This window comes from Paucibacter sp. Y2R2-4 (assembly GCF_025717535.1).
Lineage (GTDB): Bacteria > Pseudomonadota > Gammaproteobacteria > Burkholderiales > Burkholderiaceae_C > Paucibacter_A.
In genome coordinates this window covers 567140-582920 of sequence record NZ_JAJIRO010000005.1, presented here as the reverse complement: position 1 = coordinate 582920, position 15781 = coordinate 567140, and the positions used below count along the sequence as shown (strand labels likewise).

The 15781-nt window shown below is 62.4% G+C and carries 12 protein-coding genes; 8 read left to right on the top strand and 4 right to left on the bottom strand.

The genetic code is table 11. The annotated features are described in order from the left end of the window. The 6 genes from LNV06_RS21015 to LNV06_RS20990 all read left to right on the top strand — a co-directional run. A partial coding sequence (locus LNV06_RS21015; protein ID WP_505190990.1) for an SPM autocatalytic domain-containing protein occupies positions 1-1808 on the top strand: 1808 nt, incomplete at its 5' end. Positions 1809-2145: 337 nt separating this feature from the next. Beyond that, positions 2146-2625 carry a hypothetical protein gene (locus tag LNV06_RS21010; RefSeq protein WP_263540240.1) on the top strand — a complete coding sequence of 160 codons (480 nt, stop codon included), beginning with the start codon at positions 2146-2148 and terminating at the stop codon, positions 2623-2625. Positions 2626-2639: 14 nt separating this feature from the next. Beyond that, positions 2640-2999 (top strand): hypothetical protein, encoded by a 360-nt coding sequence (locus LNV06_RS21005; protein WP_263540239.1) that lies wholly within the window; start codon positions 2640-2642, stop codon positions 2997-2999. A gap of 69 nt (positions 3000-3068) precedes the next feature. Next, the gene (locus LNV06_RS21000; protein ID WP_263540238.1) at positions 3069-4076 is read left to right on the top strand and encodes a D-2-hydroxyacid dehydrogenase family protein; all 1008 of its coding nucleotides are present in this window, start codon (positions 3069-3071) and stop codon (positions 4074-4076) included. Beyond that, positions 4076-4669, top strand: coding sequence for a chromate transporter (locus LNV06_RS20995; RefSeq protein WP_263540237.1), 594 nt, complete (start codon positions 4076-4078; stop codon positions 4667-4669). Before LNV06_RS21000 ends, LNV06_RS20995 begins: the two co-directional genes overlap by 1 nt. Further along, a complete protein-coding gene (locus tag LNV06_RS20990; RefSeq protein ID WP_263540236.1) occupies positions 4666-5211 on the top strand; it encodes a chromate transporter in 546 nt (181 codons plus the stop codon). The genes LNV06_RS20995 and LNV06_RS20990 overlap by 4 nt, the downstream gene beginning before the upstream one ends. Positions 5212-5245: 34 nt before the next feature. Here the strand turns inward: LNV06_RS20990 and upp are convergent, their stop codons facing one another. From upp to LNV06_RS20975, 3 genes are read right to left on the bottom strand one after another with little or no spacing between them, the layout of a single operon-like run. Beyond that, positions 5246-5878 carry a uracil phosphoribosyltransferase gene (gene upp, locus LNV06_RS20985; RefSeq protein ID WP_263540235.1) on the bottom strand — a complete coding sequence of 211 codons (633 nt, stop codon included), beginning with the start codon at positions 5876-5878 and terminating at the stop codon, positions 5246-5248. Between the two features lie 47 nt (positions 5879-5925). Further along, a complete protein-coding gene (gene rlmB / locus LNV06_RS20980) occupies positions 5926-6675 on the bottom strand; it encodes a 23S rRNA (guanosine(2251)-2'-O)-methyltransferase RlmB (RefSeq protein WP_263540234.1) in 750 nt (249 codons plus the stop codon). After that, positions 6672-7409: an acetyltransferase domain-containing protein gene (locus LNV06_RS20975; RefSeq protein ID WP_263540265.1), complete on the bottom strand. Its 738-nt coding sequence runs from the start codon at positions 7407-7409 to the stop codon at positions 6672-6674. The genes rlmB and LNV06_RS20975 overlap by 4 nt, the downstream gene beginning before the upstream one ends. A gap of 214 nt (positions 7410-7623) precedes the next feature. On the opposite strand from LNV06_RS20975, the gene LNV06_RS20970 reads away from it, so the two are divergent. Next, the gene (locus LNV06_RS20970) at positions 7624-8724 is read left to right on the top strand and encodes a S1C family serine protease (RefSeq protein WP_263540233.1); all 1101 of its coding nucleotides are present in this window, start codon (positions 7624-7626) and stop codon (positions 8722-8724) included. Positions 8725-8785: 61 nt separating this feature from the next. Further along, the gene (locus tag LNV06_RS20965; protein ID WP_263540232.1) at positions 8786-11542 is read left to right on the top strand and encodes a PAS domain S-box protein; all 2757 of its coding nucleotides are present in this window, start codon (positions 8786-8788) and stop codon (positions 11540-11542) included. 48 nt (positions 11543-11590) lie between these two features. Here the strand turns inward: LNV06_RS20965 and purL are convergent, their stop codons facing one another. Next, positions 11591-15601: a phosphoribosylformylglycinamidine synthase gene (gene purL / locus LNV06_RS20960; protein ID WP_263540231.1), complete on the bottom strand. Its 4011-nt coding sequence runs from the start codon at positions 15599-15601 to the stop codon at positions 11591-11593. Positions 15602-15781 lie beyond the last annotated feature (180 nt).

The following is a 15781-nucleotide window of genomic DNA, read 5'->3' as shown; positions in this document are numbered from 1 at the left end:
TGCGCGCCTTGGCCACCGATGTCTTGGCCGCGCTCTCATCAGCGCAGCTTGCAGCGATGACAACAAGCCAGGTCAACTCACTGACAACAGATCAACTGCGAAGCCTGGCCTCGCAGGATTTGAACGCCTTCACGACAGTGCAGTTTGTCAACATGACATCAGCACAGGTCCAAGCGCTCAGCTCGGATCAATTGGGCAAGATGTCAACAGAGGACTTGAATTCCTTCACCAGCGCTCAGTTTGGTTTGATGAGCAGCAAGCAGGTGATGGGTTTCAACACCGAACAGATGAGTCGCCTAGAAACCGCGGATTTGCGTGCGATTTCGACGGCAGGCATCGCCAAGCTTTCTACCGAGCAGGTGGAAGCCATGACGCTGACGCAAACAACCGCTCTGACCACCGCTCAAATCACAGCGCTAAGTTCAGACCAGATCAAGACCTTCAGTACTGCCGAATTGGTGGCGCTGGATTCGTCTCAGATTAGTGTGCTGTCGGCCGCGCAACTGGGCGGATTGGCGTTGAATACCGATCAGATCGGCGCCATCGAAACCCGAGACTTTGTCACCATCGGAACCGCGGTGATCCAGTCACTCAGCAACGCCACTTTGGCGGCGCTAAGCAATGCGCAACTGGCTGCCATGACCACGGGTCAACTCAACGCCCTAAGCACCGATCAGGTCAACCACCTGTCGACTGCCGACCTGAACGCATTCACGACCGCACAGTTCGCCGCATTCGGCACGAGCCAGATCAGCGCCTTCAGCACCCAGCAAGTTGCGCAGCTGGAGTCAGACGATCTGAGAGCCCTCAGCGGCACACAGATCGCTGCCTTGAACACGGATCAGTGGTCCGCCATTTCCACCGCCGACTTCCGTGTCATGGGCACCTCGCAAATCGTGGCTATGACGACGGCGCAAGCCCATGCCTTGACCACCGATCAGATCGAGGCGATGACATCCGACCAGATCAAGGCCCTGGAACTCGCCGACATCGGCGCACTCACGGCAGGTCAAGCGGCACACTTCACCACAGACGACATTGCGGTGATGAGCGGGGCTCAGCAGCATGTCTTGATGACGGTCACAGGAGTTTCGCCCATGGTCTTGGACCTGGACGGCAACGGTGTCAGTACCTTGAGTGCCGCCCACGGTGTGAACTACGACTTGCTGGGTAACGGCGTTAGCAACCAGGTCGGCTGGGCAGGCCCACATGATGGCTTCCTCGTGATGGACCGCAACCACGATGGCCAAATCAACGACGGCCGTGAGCTCTTCGGCATGGGTACACGCCTCGCCGACGGCAGCCAAGCCGCCAACGGCTATGTGGCGATGGCCCAAGAAGATAGCAACCATGATGGCAAGCTCGATCTTCACGACGCGAGCTTCAAAGACCTGCGCATCTGGGTCGATGGCAACAGCAATGGCGTCACCGATGTGGGTGAACTCAAACTGCTGTCCGAGTACCACATCACTGAACTGAACTTGCGCGCCAACAAGGGTTCGGCCATGGACAACGGCAATTGGCTGGGATTGGTGTCCGACTACACCACGGAAGATGGGGCAAAACACCATATGGCCGATGTGTGGTTTGCCCAAGCCGTGAAGCCGGCAAGCAACGAGGCCGACAAGCCCAATGTCAGTCTTGACGATGTGCTGGCGGCGCCGACCACGCCGATGCTGGTGGAGCCTGCGCAAGTCAACACCAAGTCGGCGACCGAGCCCACGCCGAATGAACTGCAGCATCAACACCTGCTCGACAAGCGTCTGGCCGATGAAGATGAGTTCAAGCGCAACGGGCCGCTGCTGTAAACGACACAACAGACGAGGCTACCCATACGAAGGGGCGATCCATGAAGGGTCGCTCCTTCTTGCTTTTGTAGGGCCTGAAGCGCTCCTGTTTGAGGGACGCAGGCCTTGCTCGCACCTCCTCCTCAGCCCACAGCGCCAAAGACTACACAACAACCCTAATCAGCGCTGAACTGACCTGTTATTCCTGCCTCTTTTGGCCTTCAGCTTGGGCCCCGTCTGCCGAGAATCTAGGCACACCCTGTAGGAGGGGGATGCGCCTGACCCCGGGCGTAGGAAACCAAAAAGCGAAAAGATGCTGAATGCAATTCTGACCAGATGGGCCAGGACTCGCGGAGCCTTGCCCCTGAAGCACTCGACCCTGAGCCGCAGCAGCCTGGGCGGCTCGCCAAGCAGTTTTGGCGCCACCCGCAGTGGCGGAGATTCGCTATGGCAAAGCTTGTTGCGTTGGATTCCGGGCGAAAACGATGCTGCGGGCGCCAACCCTACCACCCCGCCTTGTGAGAGCCTGATGCTCAGTCATGTGCCCAGCATTCGCAAAGCCTTCGAGATTTGCTTGCGCGATCTGCAAGGCGAAGGCGTGGATGCACTGCGCCGCAATATTCGCTGCAGCCGCAGCCTGCGCGATCTCTGGCATCTGCGCGCACAAGCCTATACCGAGGTCGCACGCGCCTTTTCGCAAACCGAGGCCGAAAGCCGCCTCAAGCAACTCAATGTCCACTTTCAGTTTGGTGCCAGCCTGAGTTTGTCAGGTCGCCAAGGTTCTGTCGTCGCACTGGGCGCTGCCTCCACCATGGGCCGCGCCGGCCAAAGACACTGAGCGAATAGCCAATCATGCAAGAACTGACTCTGCGAGACATTCCGCATTTCCCACCACCCTGGGCCTATGCCTGCGCCGGCCGCCCCGATGAGCGCCGCGGACGCATCGCTGTGCGCAAAGCCTTTGTGGAGCTGAAGCTGGCCTTCACCCGCGCAGCGGCCGAGGTCTCCGGAGAGATTGGCCACAGTCTGCAACGCATCGTGCGCCAAGCCAGCGAACCGATTGAGCTGTGGCTGATTCGTTCCACCTTGCTGGCCGCCTTGCCGCTGGACAGTGAGCGCGCCAATGACCACCGTATGGCGGTCTTGGATGCACTGCAACAGGTTTACCCCGGCAGCGACGCAGCGAGCCGGCAGTTCCAGAGACACGGATAAACCCGGTCACAATTTTCCGAGGGTGCGCCCGAGAGCCGGCGCTGGGCAAGGCAGAATGTGCCTCAAGCCATGAACATCATCATCCTAGACGACTATCAGGACGCCGTTCGCAAACTGCGCTGTGCGTCCAAGCTTGAGCACCTGAACGCCAAGGTCTTCACCAACACCGTCAAGGGCATCGGGCAGTTGTCGATCCGCCTGCGAGACGCCGAGGTGCTGGTGTTGATCCGCGAGCGCACCCAGTTCCCGCGCCAGCTGCTTGAGAAGCTGCCGCGCCTCAAGCTCATCGCCCAGACCGGTCGCGTCGGCTCACACATCGACATTGAAGCCTGCACCAAGCTGGGCATCGCCGTGGCGGAAGGCGTGGGCTCACCGGTGGCGCCGGCCGAGTTGACCTGGGCGCTGATCATGGCCTCGATGCGGCGCCTGCCGCAGTACATCGGCAACCTCAAACATGGCGCCTGGCAACAGTCGGGGCTGAAGTCGGCCTCTATGCCCGCCAATTTTGGGCTTGGCATGGTGCTCAAGGGCAAGACCCTGGGCATTTGGGGTTACGGCAAGATCGGCCAATTGGTCGCCGGCTATGGCCGCGCCTTCGGCATGCAGGTGCAGGTCTGGGGCAGCGAGGCGTCACGCTTGCGCGCCGAGGCTGACGGCTACACCGCTGTGCAAAGTCGCGACGCCTTGTTCGAGAGCAGCGATGTGCTGTCCGTCCATCTGCGCCTCTGCGCTGCCACCCGCGGCATGATCACGCTGGAGGATCTCACCCGCATGAAGCCCACCGCATTGTTCGTCAACACCTCGCGCGCCGAGTTGCTGACCGAAGGCGCGCTGGTGTCGGCACTGAACCGCGGCCGGCCCGGTATGGCCGCCATCGATGTGTTCGAAAGTGAGCCTATATTGCAAGGCCACCCTCTGCTCCGCCTCGAAAACGCGGTCTGCACGCCGCATATCGGCTACGTCGAGCAAGACAGTTATGAAATGTATTTGAGCGCGGCTTTCGACAACGTACTGAATTACATCAGCAACGAACCCAGCAATATCGTCAATCCTGAGGCCCTGCGAGTCTTGCGCTGATGATGAGCGAGCCACTGAACAAGCCAGCCTCGCTGAGCGAGTTGTTTTGGGCCTTCAACCGCCTGGCTTTGCAAGGCTTTGGTGGCGTATTGGCGGTGGCGCAGCGGGAGTTGGTGGAGCGTTTGCGCTGGCTCAGCCGCGAAGAATTCTTGGACGTCTTCGCCGTGGCTCAGGTGCTGCCGGGGCCGAACATTCTCAATTTGTCCTTGATGTTGGGCGACCGATTCTTTGGCATCCGGGGCGCTTTTACCGCCATGGCCGGCATGCTGGTGTTTCCCTTGCTGATCGTCATCGGCTTGGCGGCGCTGTATGGCGAAATGGCCGCCCACCCGATCGTCGCCAACACGGTGCGCGGCATGGGGGCCGTATCGGCGGGCTTGATTCTGGCCACCGCCTTGAAGCTCGGGCCCTCTCTCAAGCGCAGCCCCATGGGCGCATGGCCGGCCATGATCTTGGCCTTGTTGACGATCGCCGCCGTGCTCTGGCTGCGCTTGCCCTTGCCGCAGTTGCTGCTCAGTCTGGGAGGCTTGGGCATGGCCCTGGCATGGTGGCAGCTGCGCCGCACGCCTACTGAAGAGTCAGAACTCCCATGACGGCGGCCTCGCCCGATCTGTGGGCCCTGTTCCTGCACTTTCTGACCTTGTCGCTGCTGGCCATTGGGGGCGCCATCACCACCGCCCCGGAGATGCACCGTTACTTGGTCGGACAGCAACACTGGCTCACCGACACCCAGTTCACCTCCTCCATCGCCCTAGCCCAGGCTGCGCCCGGCCCCAATCTGCTTTTTGTGGCCGTGTTGGGCTGGAATGTGGCGGGCTTGGCCGGCGCCTTTGCCGCCATGGCCGGCATCATGCTGCCCTCCACCACCCTGGTACTGGCCGCCACTCGCTGGGCCCGCAGGAACCGCGACAGCCTCGGCGTGCGCGCCTTCACCGCCGGCATGGCGCCGCTGACCTTGGGGCTTTTGATCTCTACCGGCTGGCTGCTGGCCGAGCCTTACTTAAGGACGCCAGACCACCTGCCCACCACCCTGCTCTTGATTGCAGCCACCCTGGTGTTGACGCTGCGCACCAAAATCAGCTTGGTGTGGATGGTGCTGGCCGGCGGCGTGCTTGGGGCGCTGGGTTGGGTTTAAAAACTCAGCCTTCTAAGATCGAGAGAGGGCTTTCCTAGCCCTCTTTCGTTCCGAAGATCTTGTCGCCTGCATCACCCAGGCCCGGGATGATGTAGCCCTGTTCATCCAGATGGCTGTCGATGGCAGCCGTCCAGCAGCGTACATCGGGGTGGGCGGCGTTCAATGCAGCCACGCCTTCGGGGGCGGCGACCAGCACCAGAGCGCGGATGTCTTTGCAGCCGCGCTTTTTCAGCAGGTCGATGGTGGCGATCATCGAGCCACCGGTGGCCAGCATGGGGTCAACGATCAAGGCGGTGCGTTCCTCGAGTTGGCCGACAAAGCGTTCGAAGTAGTGCACCGGTTGCAGAGTTTCATGGTCACGCGCCAGGCCGACCACGCTGATCTTGGCGTTGGGGATCATGTCCAAGACACCATCCATCATGCCCAAACCCGCACGCAGAATCGGCACCACGGTGACCTTGCGGCCAGCGATCTGGTCCACGGCGGTGGGGCCGCTCCAGCATTCGATGGTGGTCTTTTCCAGCGGGAAGTCGGCCGTGGCTTCATAAGCCAAGAGACGGCCGACCTCGCCGGTCAGTTCACGGAACTTCTTGGTCGAGATGTCGGCCTCGCGCATCAGGCCGATTTTGTGTTTGACGAGGGGGTGAAAAACTTCAATGACGGCCATGGCGGGAGCTCTTGCTATTGTTGTTGAGGGTCGAAAGCGGGACGAGATTATCCCTTCTTGCCGGCCTGACGCTGGCGCATCGCCTCGTACAGGCAGACGCCGGCGGCCACCGAGACATTCAAGCTTTCCACCGATCCCAGCATCGGAATACGCACCAACTCGTCGCAGGTCTTGGCCGTTAGCTGGCGCATGCCATCGCCTTCCGCGCCCAGCACCAGGGCCAGCGGACGGTTCAGGTCGATGTCGTAAATGGATTTCTCCGCCTGGTCCGAGGTGCCGACCACCCAGACGTCCATCTCCTTCAACTCCTTCAGGGAGCGGGCCAGATTGGTGACCATCAGATAAGGCACGGTCTCTGCGGCGCCACTGGCCACCTTGGCCACGGTGGCGTTCAGGCCCACCGCATGGTCTTTCGGGGCAACCACAGCGTGCGCGCCGGCGCCATCGGCCACACGCAAGCAAGCACCCAGATTGTGTGGATCGGTCACGCCGTCCAGCACCAAAACCAGGGGCATGCCCTCGATGGTCTCCATCACATCATCCAAGAACTGTGGCATGGCCAGGGCCTGCACCTTGGCGACCACGCCTTGGTGACGGGTGGTGCCGGCGATCTTGGCCAGGCGGTCGTCATCGCTTTCAATCAGCTTGGCGCCGCCATCACGGGCGCGATCGACAAAGCTGCGCATGCGCTGATCGCGCCGCGTCGTGTCGTAATGGACTTCGACGATGGATTCGGGATGCGTCTTCAGGCGCACGGTCACGGCATGAAAGCCGAAGAGAATTTTGTTGGAGCTCATGTGTGCATCGTAGCGGCTAGCGTCAACAAAGCGATCAAAACCGGCTGATGAAGCATGTAAAAACTCAGTGACCATCGGCCCAAAACAGCCAAAGGATTCAAAAGCCGGGGCATCGGGCCGGTGATCAGCCCCGCTGCGACAGAGCCCCTCTTTTGCTGCAGCAGCCAGCGTCCCAGCGCAAAGCCCCAGAGCATCACCCCCAACCAGGGCAAGACCGGCACATAGTCCTCGGCAATCGGCTTGCGGGTAACCAGGCCGATCCAGTTGCTCCAGCGGCTATCAAAGAACGGGTCTTGAACCCAGCTCGGCAGGCCCAGGCATAGCAAGCCCAGCAGTAAGCAGGCCCCAATCGACAAGCGCGGGCCGGCCCAGCGCAAGAGCACGAGCATCACCGCCATGCCGTGCAGCACCCCAAAGCTGATAAAGCTGCGCGGAAACATCCACCAGGAGCCCAGGCTGACCAAGACCGCGCAGCCGGCCACCTGGGCCCAGCGCCGCCAAAAACGCGGCCACGTCTGCTGCTGATGCAAGGCCAGCGCTTGGCCCATGCCGGCGCAGAGCAAGAACAAGCTGACGATGAGGCTGCGCTGCAGCGTCCAAAAAGGGTCGCGGTAAAAGTCCTGCTGAATCCAGCGGAAGTGATTCAGATCAAAGGCGAAGTGAAACAAGGCCATCCAGACGATGGCGAAGCCGCGCAAGGCATCCAGCCGGGGGTAGCGGGTAGCGATGGGGATAGGGTCGGGGCTGGCCGGCGCGGAGCCGAGCAAGGTGTCGTCGTTCAAGCGAAATCTCGTGGCGTCAAAATGCGCGCAGTCTATGCCGGACTTGAGTTTTGACCTGGCAGACCCAAGTTCTAAATTAGATCCTTGCACTCACTTGAAGCGCCAGCAAGCGGCGCCCGAAGCCATGCTTTCTGAAAACTCTCCCACGATTGCCACCAAGCCTTCCATGTCCAAACGGCTCTTGCTGCCCGTCACCGCGGGCCTGGCCCTAGCACTGAGTCTGGCTTGGCTGTGGCCGGCCGATGTGCAGAGCAAGAGCCAAGCGCAGCCGCGTGCGGTGCAGGCCCGCGGGCCGCTGGATGCCCTTGAACAGAACAATATCGCGGTCTTCAAAAAGACTTCGCCCTCGGTGGTGCACATCACCACCTTGACCACCTCGCGCGATATGTTCAGCCTCAATGTCACTCAACAAGCCAGCGGCACCGGCACCGGCTTTATCTGGGACGGTGACGGCCATGTGGTGACCAATTTCCACGTCATCCAAGGCGGCAGCGGCGCCACGGTGACGCTGTCGGACCAAAGCAACTACCCGGCCAAACTGGTCGGCGTCTTCCCAGACCGTGACTTGGCGGTGCTGCGCATTGAAGCACCCAAAGACAAGCTGGCGCCGATCGCGGTGGGCAGCAGCCGCGATCTGCAAGTGGGCCAAGCCGTCTATGCGATTGGCAACCCCTTTGGTTTGGACCAGACCCTGACCCAGGGCATCGTCAGTGCCTTGAACCGCGAAATCGAATCGGTGACCCGGCGCACCATTCGCGGCGCCATCCAAACTGATGCTGCCATCAACCCGGGCAACTCCGGCGGGCCGCTGCTGGACTCGGCCGGGCGCCTGATTGGTGTCAACACCTCCATCTACAGCCCCAGCGGCGCCAGCGCCGGCATCGGCTTTGCGATCCCGGTGGATGAGGTCAACCGCATCGTGCCACGCTTGATCACCGATGGCCGCATGGTCCGCCCTGCCCTGGGCGTGACCGCCGGGCCGGCCAATCTCACTCAGGCCTTGAAACTGCCCAAGGGGGTGGCGCTGGTGCGGGTCAGCCCCGGCAGCCCCGCCGCACAAGCCGGTTTGCAAGCCTTTGCTCGCGCACGCGACGGCAGCATCGTCCAGGGCGATGTGATCACCGCCATCAACGACGAAGCCGTCGAGGACTTGGACGATATGCTGAGCAATCTCGAGCGCCGCCAGGTGGGCGAGCGAGTCACGCTCAGCGTGTGGCGGGCGGGCAAGGCGCGCAAACAACAGGTGCAATTGGGCAGTTCAGACTGAAGTCCACACCCTGGGTTTTGTCCCCGTTTTTCCCAAAGGAAATCGCCCCACAATGGGGCTCATGAGCGAACCGCCCGTCTCCAACGCTGAGCCTCTTTTGAGCAAGACGACTGACGCCGGCTTGCCCGCCTGGATGGCCTACTGGCCGGCGCTGGTGGTCGGTCTCGCTGCCCTGGCTTTGAGCAGCATTTTGTTGCTGGCGCGGCAGGCCCAAGATGCCGCTCATGCGCAAAATCAGTTGCACCAAGATCTGAGCGCCATACGCACCCGCCTGGAAGCCGTCGCCCAAGCCACCTTCAGCCCGACCCTCGGGCTGGAGGCGATGATTCAGCTCGACGGCGGCATCTCCAGCGCCCGTTTCGAGGCCCTGGCTGGCCGGGTCGTCAAGCTCTTGCCCCAGGTGCGCAGCATTGTGGCGGCTCCTGATGACATAGCGCGTTATGTCTATCCGCTGGCCGGCAACCAAGCGGTGCTGAACTTGGACTATCGCAAGATCCCGGTGCAGTACCAGCAGGTTCAGCAAGCCAAACGGCTGGGCCGACCGCTCTTGGTGGGCCCGGTTCAGCTGGTGCAAGGGGGACAAGGCATCATCCAGCGCACGCCAGTCTTCCTGCCTGAGACCCAGCACCTCCTCGCAGGCGCCAATGCCAGCCCCGCGCCGACGCTGCCGGCGAACGAGGCCAAGCCAGGCTATTGGGGCGTGATATCGGTGGTGGCGGATCTCGCCCGATTTATCGAGACGGTCGGTTTGGCCGAACACAAAGGCTTGCGCCTGGCGCTGCACCAAGTCCAGGGTGAGCCGCAAGGCCGGGGTGAGCTGATTTGGGGCGATGCCGACCTGATTCAGGATGCGGCCAGCGTGACGCAGTATGTGCAAATGCCCGGCGCCGTTTGGGCTTTGACGGCAGCGCCATCATTGCCCACCGGCCCGGCTGCCAGCGCACACCGCTACACCGCCGAAATTGCAGCCTCGCTATTGAGCAGTACTGCACTTGCTCTGCTCGCTGCATTGTTGGTGTACCGCAGACGCCTGCTGCAGGCACAAAACCTGGCCTTGTCCAAAGAAGTGCAGCAACGTGCCCAAAGCCAAAACGAACTTCAAGCCGCCCAAACCCGCTTTCGCAGCCTGGCGGAAATCTCAGCCGACTGGGTCTGGGAGCAAGATGAACATCTGCGCTTCAGCTTCATCTCACGGCTCGCCGACGAGCATGGAGAACATGATCCGCAACGCTTGCTGGGCCGCTATCGTTGGGACTCGCCGAATTTGTCTCCAGACATTGATTGGGACAGCCATCGCGCCCTGCTGGCCCGGCATGAAGCCTTCAGAGACTTTGAGTATTCGCATCTGGATGATGCGGGGCAGTTCCGCTTTGTCAGCATCTCAGGCACGCCGGTGTTTGACGCACAGGGCGTTTTCAAAGGCTACCGGGGCACGGGCCGAGACATCAGCGCCGCACGCCGGGCCGAGGCCGCCCTGCGCAAGTCGGAGCAAGACCTGACCCTGGCCCGCGATCACCTTCAAGCGGTGCTGGACGCCGCGCTGGAGTTCTCCATCATCGCCACCGATTTGCAAGGGCGCATCGGCTTGTTCAACCGTGGCGCTGAGCAGATGCTCGGCTATGCCGAAGCCGAGATGCTGGGTCACACGCCGGCGCTGATTCATCTGCAAAGCGAGGTTGAGGCCCGCGCCGCCGAACTGAGCCTCAGCCTCGGACGAACCGTTGAGGGCTTTGAAGCTTTTGTGCTTCAGGCCAGAGAGTGCGGCATCGAGACTCGCGTCTGGACCTATGTGCGCAAGGACGGCAGCCACTTGGAAGTCTCGCTGACGGTGAGCTGCATGCAAGACTCGGCGGGCCAAGCCATCGGCTTCTTGGGTATTGCCCGCGACATCAGCGCACAGCGCCGCGCCGAGCGCGATTTGGTGAACCTGAATGCCAGCCTGGAGACGCGCGTCGAGCAGCGCACCGCTGAACTGAGCCGCACGCTGGACACGCTCAAGCAAGCCCAGATGGAACTGCTGCGGGCCGAGAAAATGGCCGCCTTGGGCTCACTGGTGGCGGGCATCGCGCACGAGTTGAATACCCCGCTGGGCAACTGCTTAACCACGGCCTCGACCTTGCATGATTTGACCCAACAGACGCGGCGCAACTTCGAGGGCGGACAAATGCGCCGCTCGGTGCTGGATGCCTACCTCAATGATGCCGACACCGCCTGCAGCATCTTGTTGCGCAGCATGTCCACCGCCAATGAGTTGGTGAGCCATTTCAAACAGGTCTCGGTGGACCAGACGACGGCGCAAAGACGGCTGTTCAGTTTGGTCTCGGTGGTTGACGATGTGCTGAGCCTGCTGCGGCCGCGTCTGCGCAAGGCGGGCATTGCGCTTGAAGTCAATGCCGCGCTGTCGCGCGAACTGGACAGCTTCCCCGGACCCTTGGGTCAGGTGCTGACCAATCTGATCATGAATGCCATGCTCCACGCCTTCGACGGCGAGAGCGTTGAGCCATTGCTGACGATTCGTGTTGAGGATCTCGCCGGCTCGCCAGACGGCGGCGAGTCGAGCGAGTTCTTGCTGATCGTTGAAGACAATGGTGCCGGCATGAGCAGCGAGGTCAAGCGCCGGGCCTTCGACCCCTTTTTCACCACCAAAATGGGGCAAGGCGGCACCGGCCTGGGCCTGAACATCGTCTACAACATCGTGACCGGCATCTTGGGCGGTCAAATTGCCCTGAATAGCGAAGCTCAAAAGGGCAGCCGATTCACGATCCGTCTGCCCTTTGTGGCGCCACAGCTGGGCGGCGGCGCCGACAAACTCAGCTGACAAGCCACCGCGCCCGATGCCTGGGCGCGGCTTCAGTCTGAGACCGGATTAAGCCACCCAACGGCGCGCATTGCGGAACATGCGCATCCAAGGGCTTAGCTCGTTCACATCACCCGAAGTCCAGCTCAGCTGCACATTGCGGAAGACGCGTTCGGGGTGCGGCATCAGCACGGTGAAGCGACCATCCGCCGTGGTCACCGAAGTCAGGCCATCCGGGCTACCGTTGGGGTTGAGCGGATAGGTCTCGGTGGGCTGACCGAAGTTGTCAACATAGCGCATCGCGCGAGCCACCTTGGCGGCATCACCACGCTGCGAGAAGTCGGCAAAGCCTTCACCGTGCGCCACGGCGATCGGCAGGCGCGAGCCTTCCATGCCCTTGAAGAAGAGGCTGGGGCTGTCCAAGACTTCCACCATCGCCAGGCGAGCCTCGAACTGCTCGCTCTTGTTGCGAGTGAACTTGGGCCAGTCATGCGCGCCGGGGATGATGGGCGACAAAGCCGCCATCATCTGGCAGCCATTGCACACACCCAGGGCAAAGCTGTCGCTGCGGCCAAAGAAGGCCTTGAACTGATCGGCCAAGACCGGGTTGAACATCACCGAACGGGCCCAGCCCTCACCGGCGCCCAGGGTGTCGCCGTAGCTGAAGCCACCGCAGGCGACAAAGCCCTTGAACTGATCCAGCGTCACTGCGCCGGCCTGCAAATCGCTCATGTGCACGTCATAGGTGTCAAAGCCGGCCTTGGCCATGGCATAGCTCATCTCGACATGCGAGTTGACGCCCTGCTCGCGCAGGATGGCCATCTTGGGGCGCGCGCCGACATTGATGAAAGGCGCGGCTACGTCTTCCTTGGGGTCGAAGCTCAGATGCACATGGCGGCCAGGGTCAGCGGCCAAACCAGCTTGGGCATGCTCGCTCTCGGCGCAGCTCGGGTTGTCGCGCAGAGCGGTAATCCGCGCCGACACCTGGTCCCAGCTCTTGTGCAGCGTTTCCAGCGGTGCGCTGAAGACCTTTTTGGCATCGCGCCAGACTTCCACGGTCGCAGTGGTATTGGGCTTGCCCACCACATGACTGAGCTTGGACAGGCCGTGCGCGCGCAGGGTCTGCAGCACCGCATCACGGTCGCTGCTGCGCACCTGCAGCAGCACGCCGAGTTCCTCGTTGAACAAGGCCTTCAGCGTCAGTTCCTCGCGGCGGGCGCTGACCTGGCCGGCCCAGTTCTTGGCATCACCGGTGTCGGCGCGGCTGTCGCTGACGCCGTCCCCTTCGGTCACCAACATATCGACATTCAGGCTGACGCCCACGTGGCCGGCAAAAGCCATCTCGCAAGCGGCCGCCCACAAGCCGCCATCGCCGCGGTCGTGATAGGCCAGCAGCTTGCCCTCGGCGCGCAAGGCGTTGACGGCCGTAACCAAACGCTTCAGCTGAGCAGCGTCATCCAGATCGGGCACCGCGCCGCCGAACTGGTTCAGCGCCTGCGCCAGGATGGAGCCGCCCATGCGGCTCTTGCCGTGCCCCAAGTCCACCAAGATCAGGCTGGTGTCGCCTTGATCGGTCTTCAATTGCGGGGTCAAAGTAGCGCGCACATCGGCCACGGTCGCGAAGGCCGAGATGATCAGCGACACCGGCGCGGTGACCTGCTGCTCGGCGCCCTTGTCATCGGTCCAACGGGTGCGCATGGACAGCGAATCCTTGCCCACCGGGATGGAGATACCCAGCTCTGGGCACAGCTCCATACCGACAGCCTTGACGGTGTCGAACAGTGCGGCGTCTTCGCCCGGCTCGCCGCAAGCGGCCATCCAGTTGGCGCTGAGCTTGACGCGAGGCAGCTCGATCGGCGCGGCCAGCAAATTGGTGATGGCTTCGCCCACGGCCATGCGGCCCGAAGCGGCACCGTCCACAGCAGCCAGCGGCGTACGCTCGCCCATGCTCATCGCTTCGCCGGCAAAGCCCTTGAAGTCGGCCAGAGTCACCGCGCAATCGGCCACCGGCACCTGCCAGGGGCCGACCATTTGGTCACGGCTGTTCAAGCCACCGACGGTGCGGTCACCGATGGTGATCAAGAAGCGCTTGGAGGCCACGGTCGGGTGGCGCAACACATCCAGCGCCACGGTGGCCAGATCGACACCGGTCAAAGCCAGCGTGCCGCCGCTGCGTTGCACGCGGCTCACTTCCCGGTGCATCTTGGGCGGCTTGCCCAGCAAGACGTCCATGGGCATGTCGATGGCGCGCTCGCCGCCCTCGCCGTCTTCCAGCACCAATTCGCGATGCTCGGTGGTCACGCCCACCACGGCAAAGGGGCAGCGCTCACGCTCGCACATGCTGCGGAACAGCTCGAGGCTGTCCGCCGCGATGGCCAAGACATAGCGTTCCTGGCTCTCGTTGCACCAGATTTCCTTGGGCGCCAGGCCGGACTCTTCCAGCGGCACCTTGCGCAAATCAAAACGAGCGCCGCGCCCGGCGTCGTTGACCAGCTCAGGGAAGGCATTCGAGATGCCGCCCGCGCCAACGTCGTGAATGGCCAGAATCGGGTTCTTCTGCCCCAGGCCCCAGCAATGATTGATGACCTCTTGCACACGCCGCTCAATCTCGGGGTTACCACGCTGCACCGAGTCGAAGTCCAGGTCGGCGGTATTGGTGCCGGCCGCCATCGAGCTGGCGGCGCTGCCGCCCATGCCGATGCGCATGCCGGGGCCGCCGAGCTGAATCAGCAGGGAGCCGGCCGGGAACTCGATCTTGTGTGTCAGATCACTGCGGATGGCCCCCAAGCCGCCGGCAATCATGATGGGCTTGTGATAGCCGCGCTGCACGCCGTCGACTTCTTGCTCATAGACGCGGAAGTAGCCGCCCAGCGCAGGCCGGCCGAATTCGTTGTTGAAGGCTGCGCCACCGAGCGGGCCTTCGATCATGATTTGCAAGGCGCTGGCGATATGGGCGGGCTTGCCCACCTCTTTTTGCTCCCAGGGCTCATTCAGGCCGGGCAAACGCAGATTGGAGACCGAAAAGCCGGTCAGGCCGGCCTTGGGCTTGGCGCCACGGCCGGTGGCGCCTTCGTCACGGATTTCGCCGCCGGCGCCGGTGGAGGCACCGGGGAAGGGAGAAATCGCCGTCGGGTGGTTGTGGGTTTCCACCTTCATCAACACATGGGCGGTTTCTTCGCGCGCCTGGTACTGCGGGGCGCGGCAGTCGCCGGCCTGCATCCAGCGCTCGATGGCGTGGCCTTCCATGATGGCGGAGTTGTCCGAATAGGCCACCACCGTGTGCTGCGAGTTGAGCTTCTCGGTGTTGCGGATCATGCCGAACAGGCTCAGCGCCTGTTCTTCGCCATCAACGGTGAACTTGGCGTTGAAGATCTTGTGGCGGCAATGCTCGGAGTTGGCCTGCGCGAACATCATCAACTCGACATCGCTGGGGTTGCGGCCCAATTGCTTGAAGGCCGCTTCCAGGTAGTCGATTTCGTCGACCGACAGGGCCAGGCCAAAGGTCTTATTGGCCGACTCCAAGGCGGCACGGCCTTGACCCAGCACATCCACATGTTCCAGCGGCTGCGCCTCGCGCTCGTCGAACAAATGCGCAGCTTCTTCACGGGCCAGCAGCACGCTTTCGGTCATGCGGTCATGCAGCACTTGAGCGCAGGCCAGCAACTCCTCTTGACTCAAGGCCTTTTCGCCGCCGAGCAAGCCGCCCAGCAGGCCGGACTTCAAGACGATGCGGTATTCGGTGACGCGCTCGACGCGGTGAATGTTCAGGCCGCAGTTATGAGCGATATCGGTGGCCTTGGAGGCCCAGGGGCTGACCGTACCTAGACGCGGCGCCACCACCACCAGGCTGCCTTCGTCGCCGCCGCCGGTGTAAGCATCGCCGTAGTTCAGCAGCGCCGCCAGCTTGGACTTGTCTTCCTCGGCAAGCGCGGCGTCGCTCCAGACCCAGTGCACATGGCGGGCCTTAACAGCACTGATGCGCTCATTGACCGCCTGCAGTTGCGGCAGCAAGGCCTGAGCACGGAATGCAGAAAGGGCGTTGCCACCTTCGAAAGAAAGCAGTTGCTTGAGCTTGGCCATGGAGTCCCGGAGCGTCGGCGCGCTGAAGCCCTCGAACACGGGGATTCAGCACTGGATTTGCGAATTGCTGGCGCGAACCGACAAGGTCCGGCCAAGAAAGCTGGGGATTTTACCGATCTGCGAAGCACTGCCGCCGAACTGCGCAAAACGACCGTCGAAGCGGGCACGCCACAACTTGTG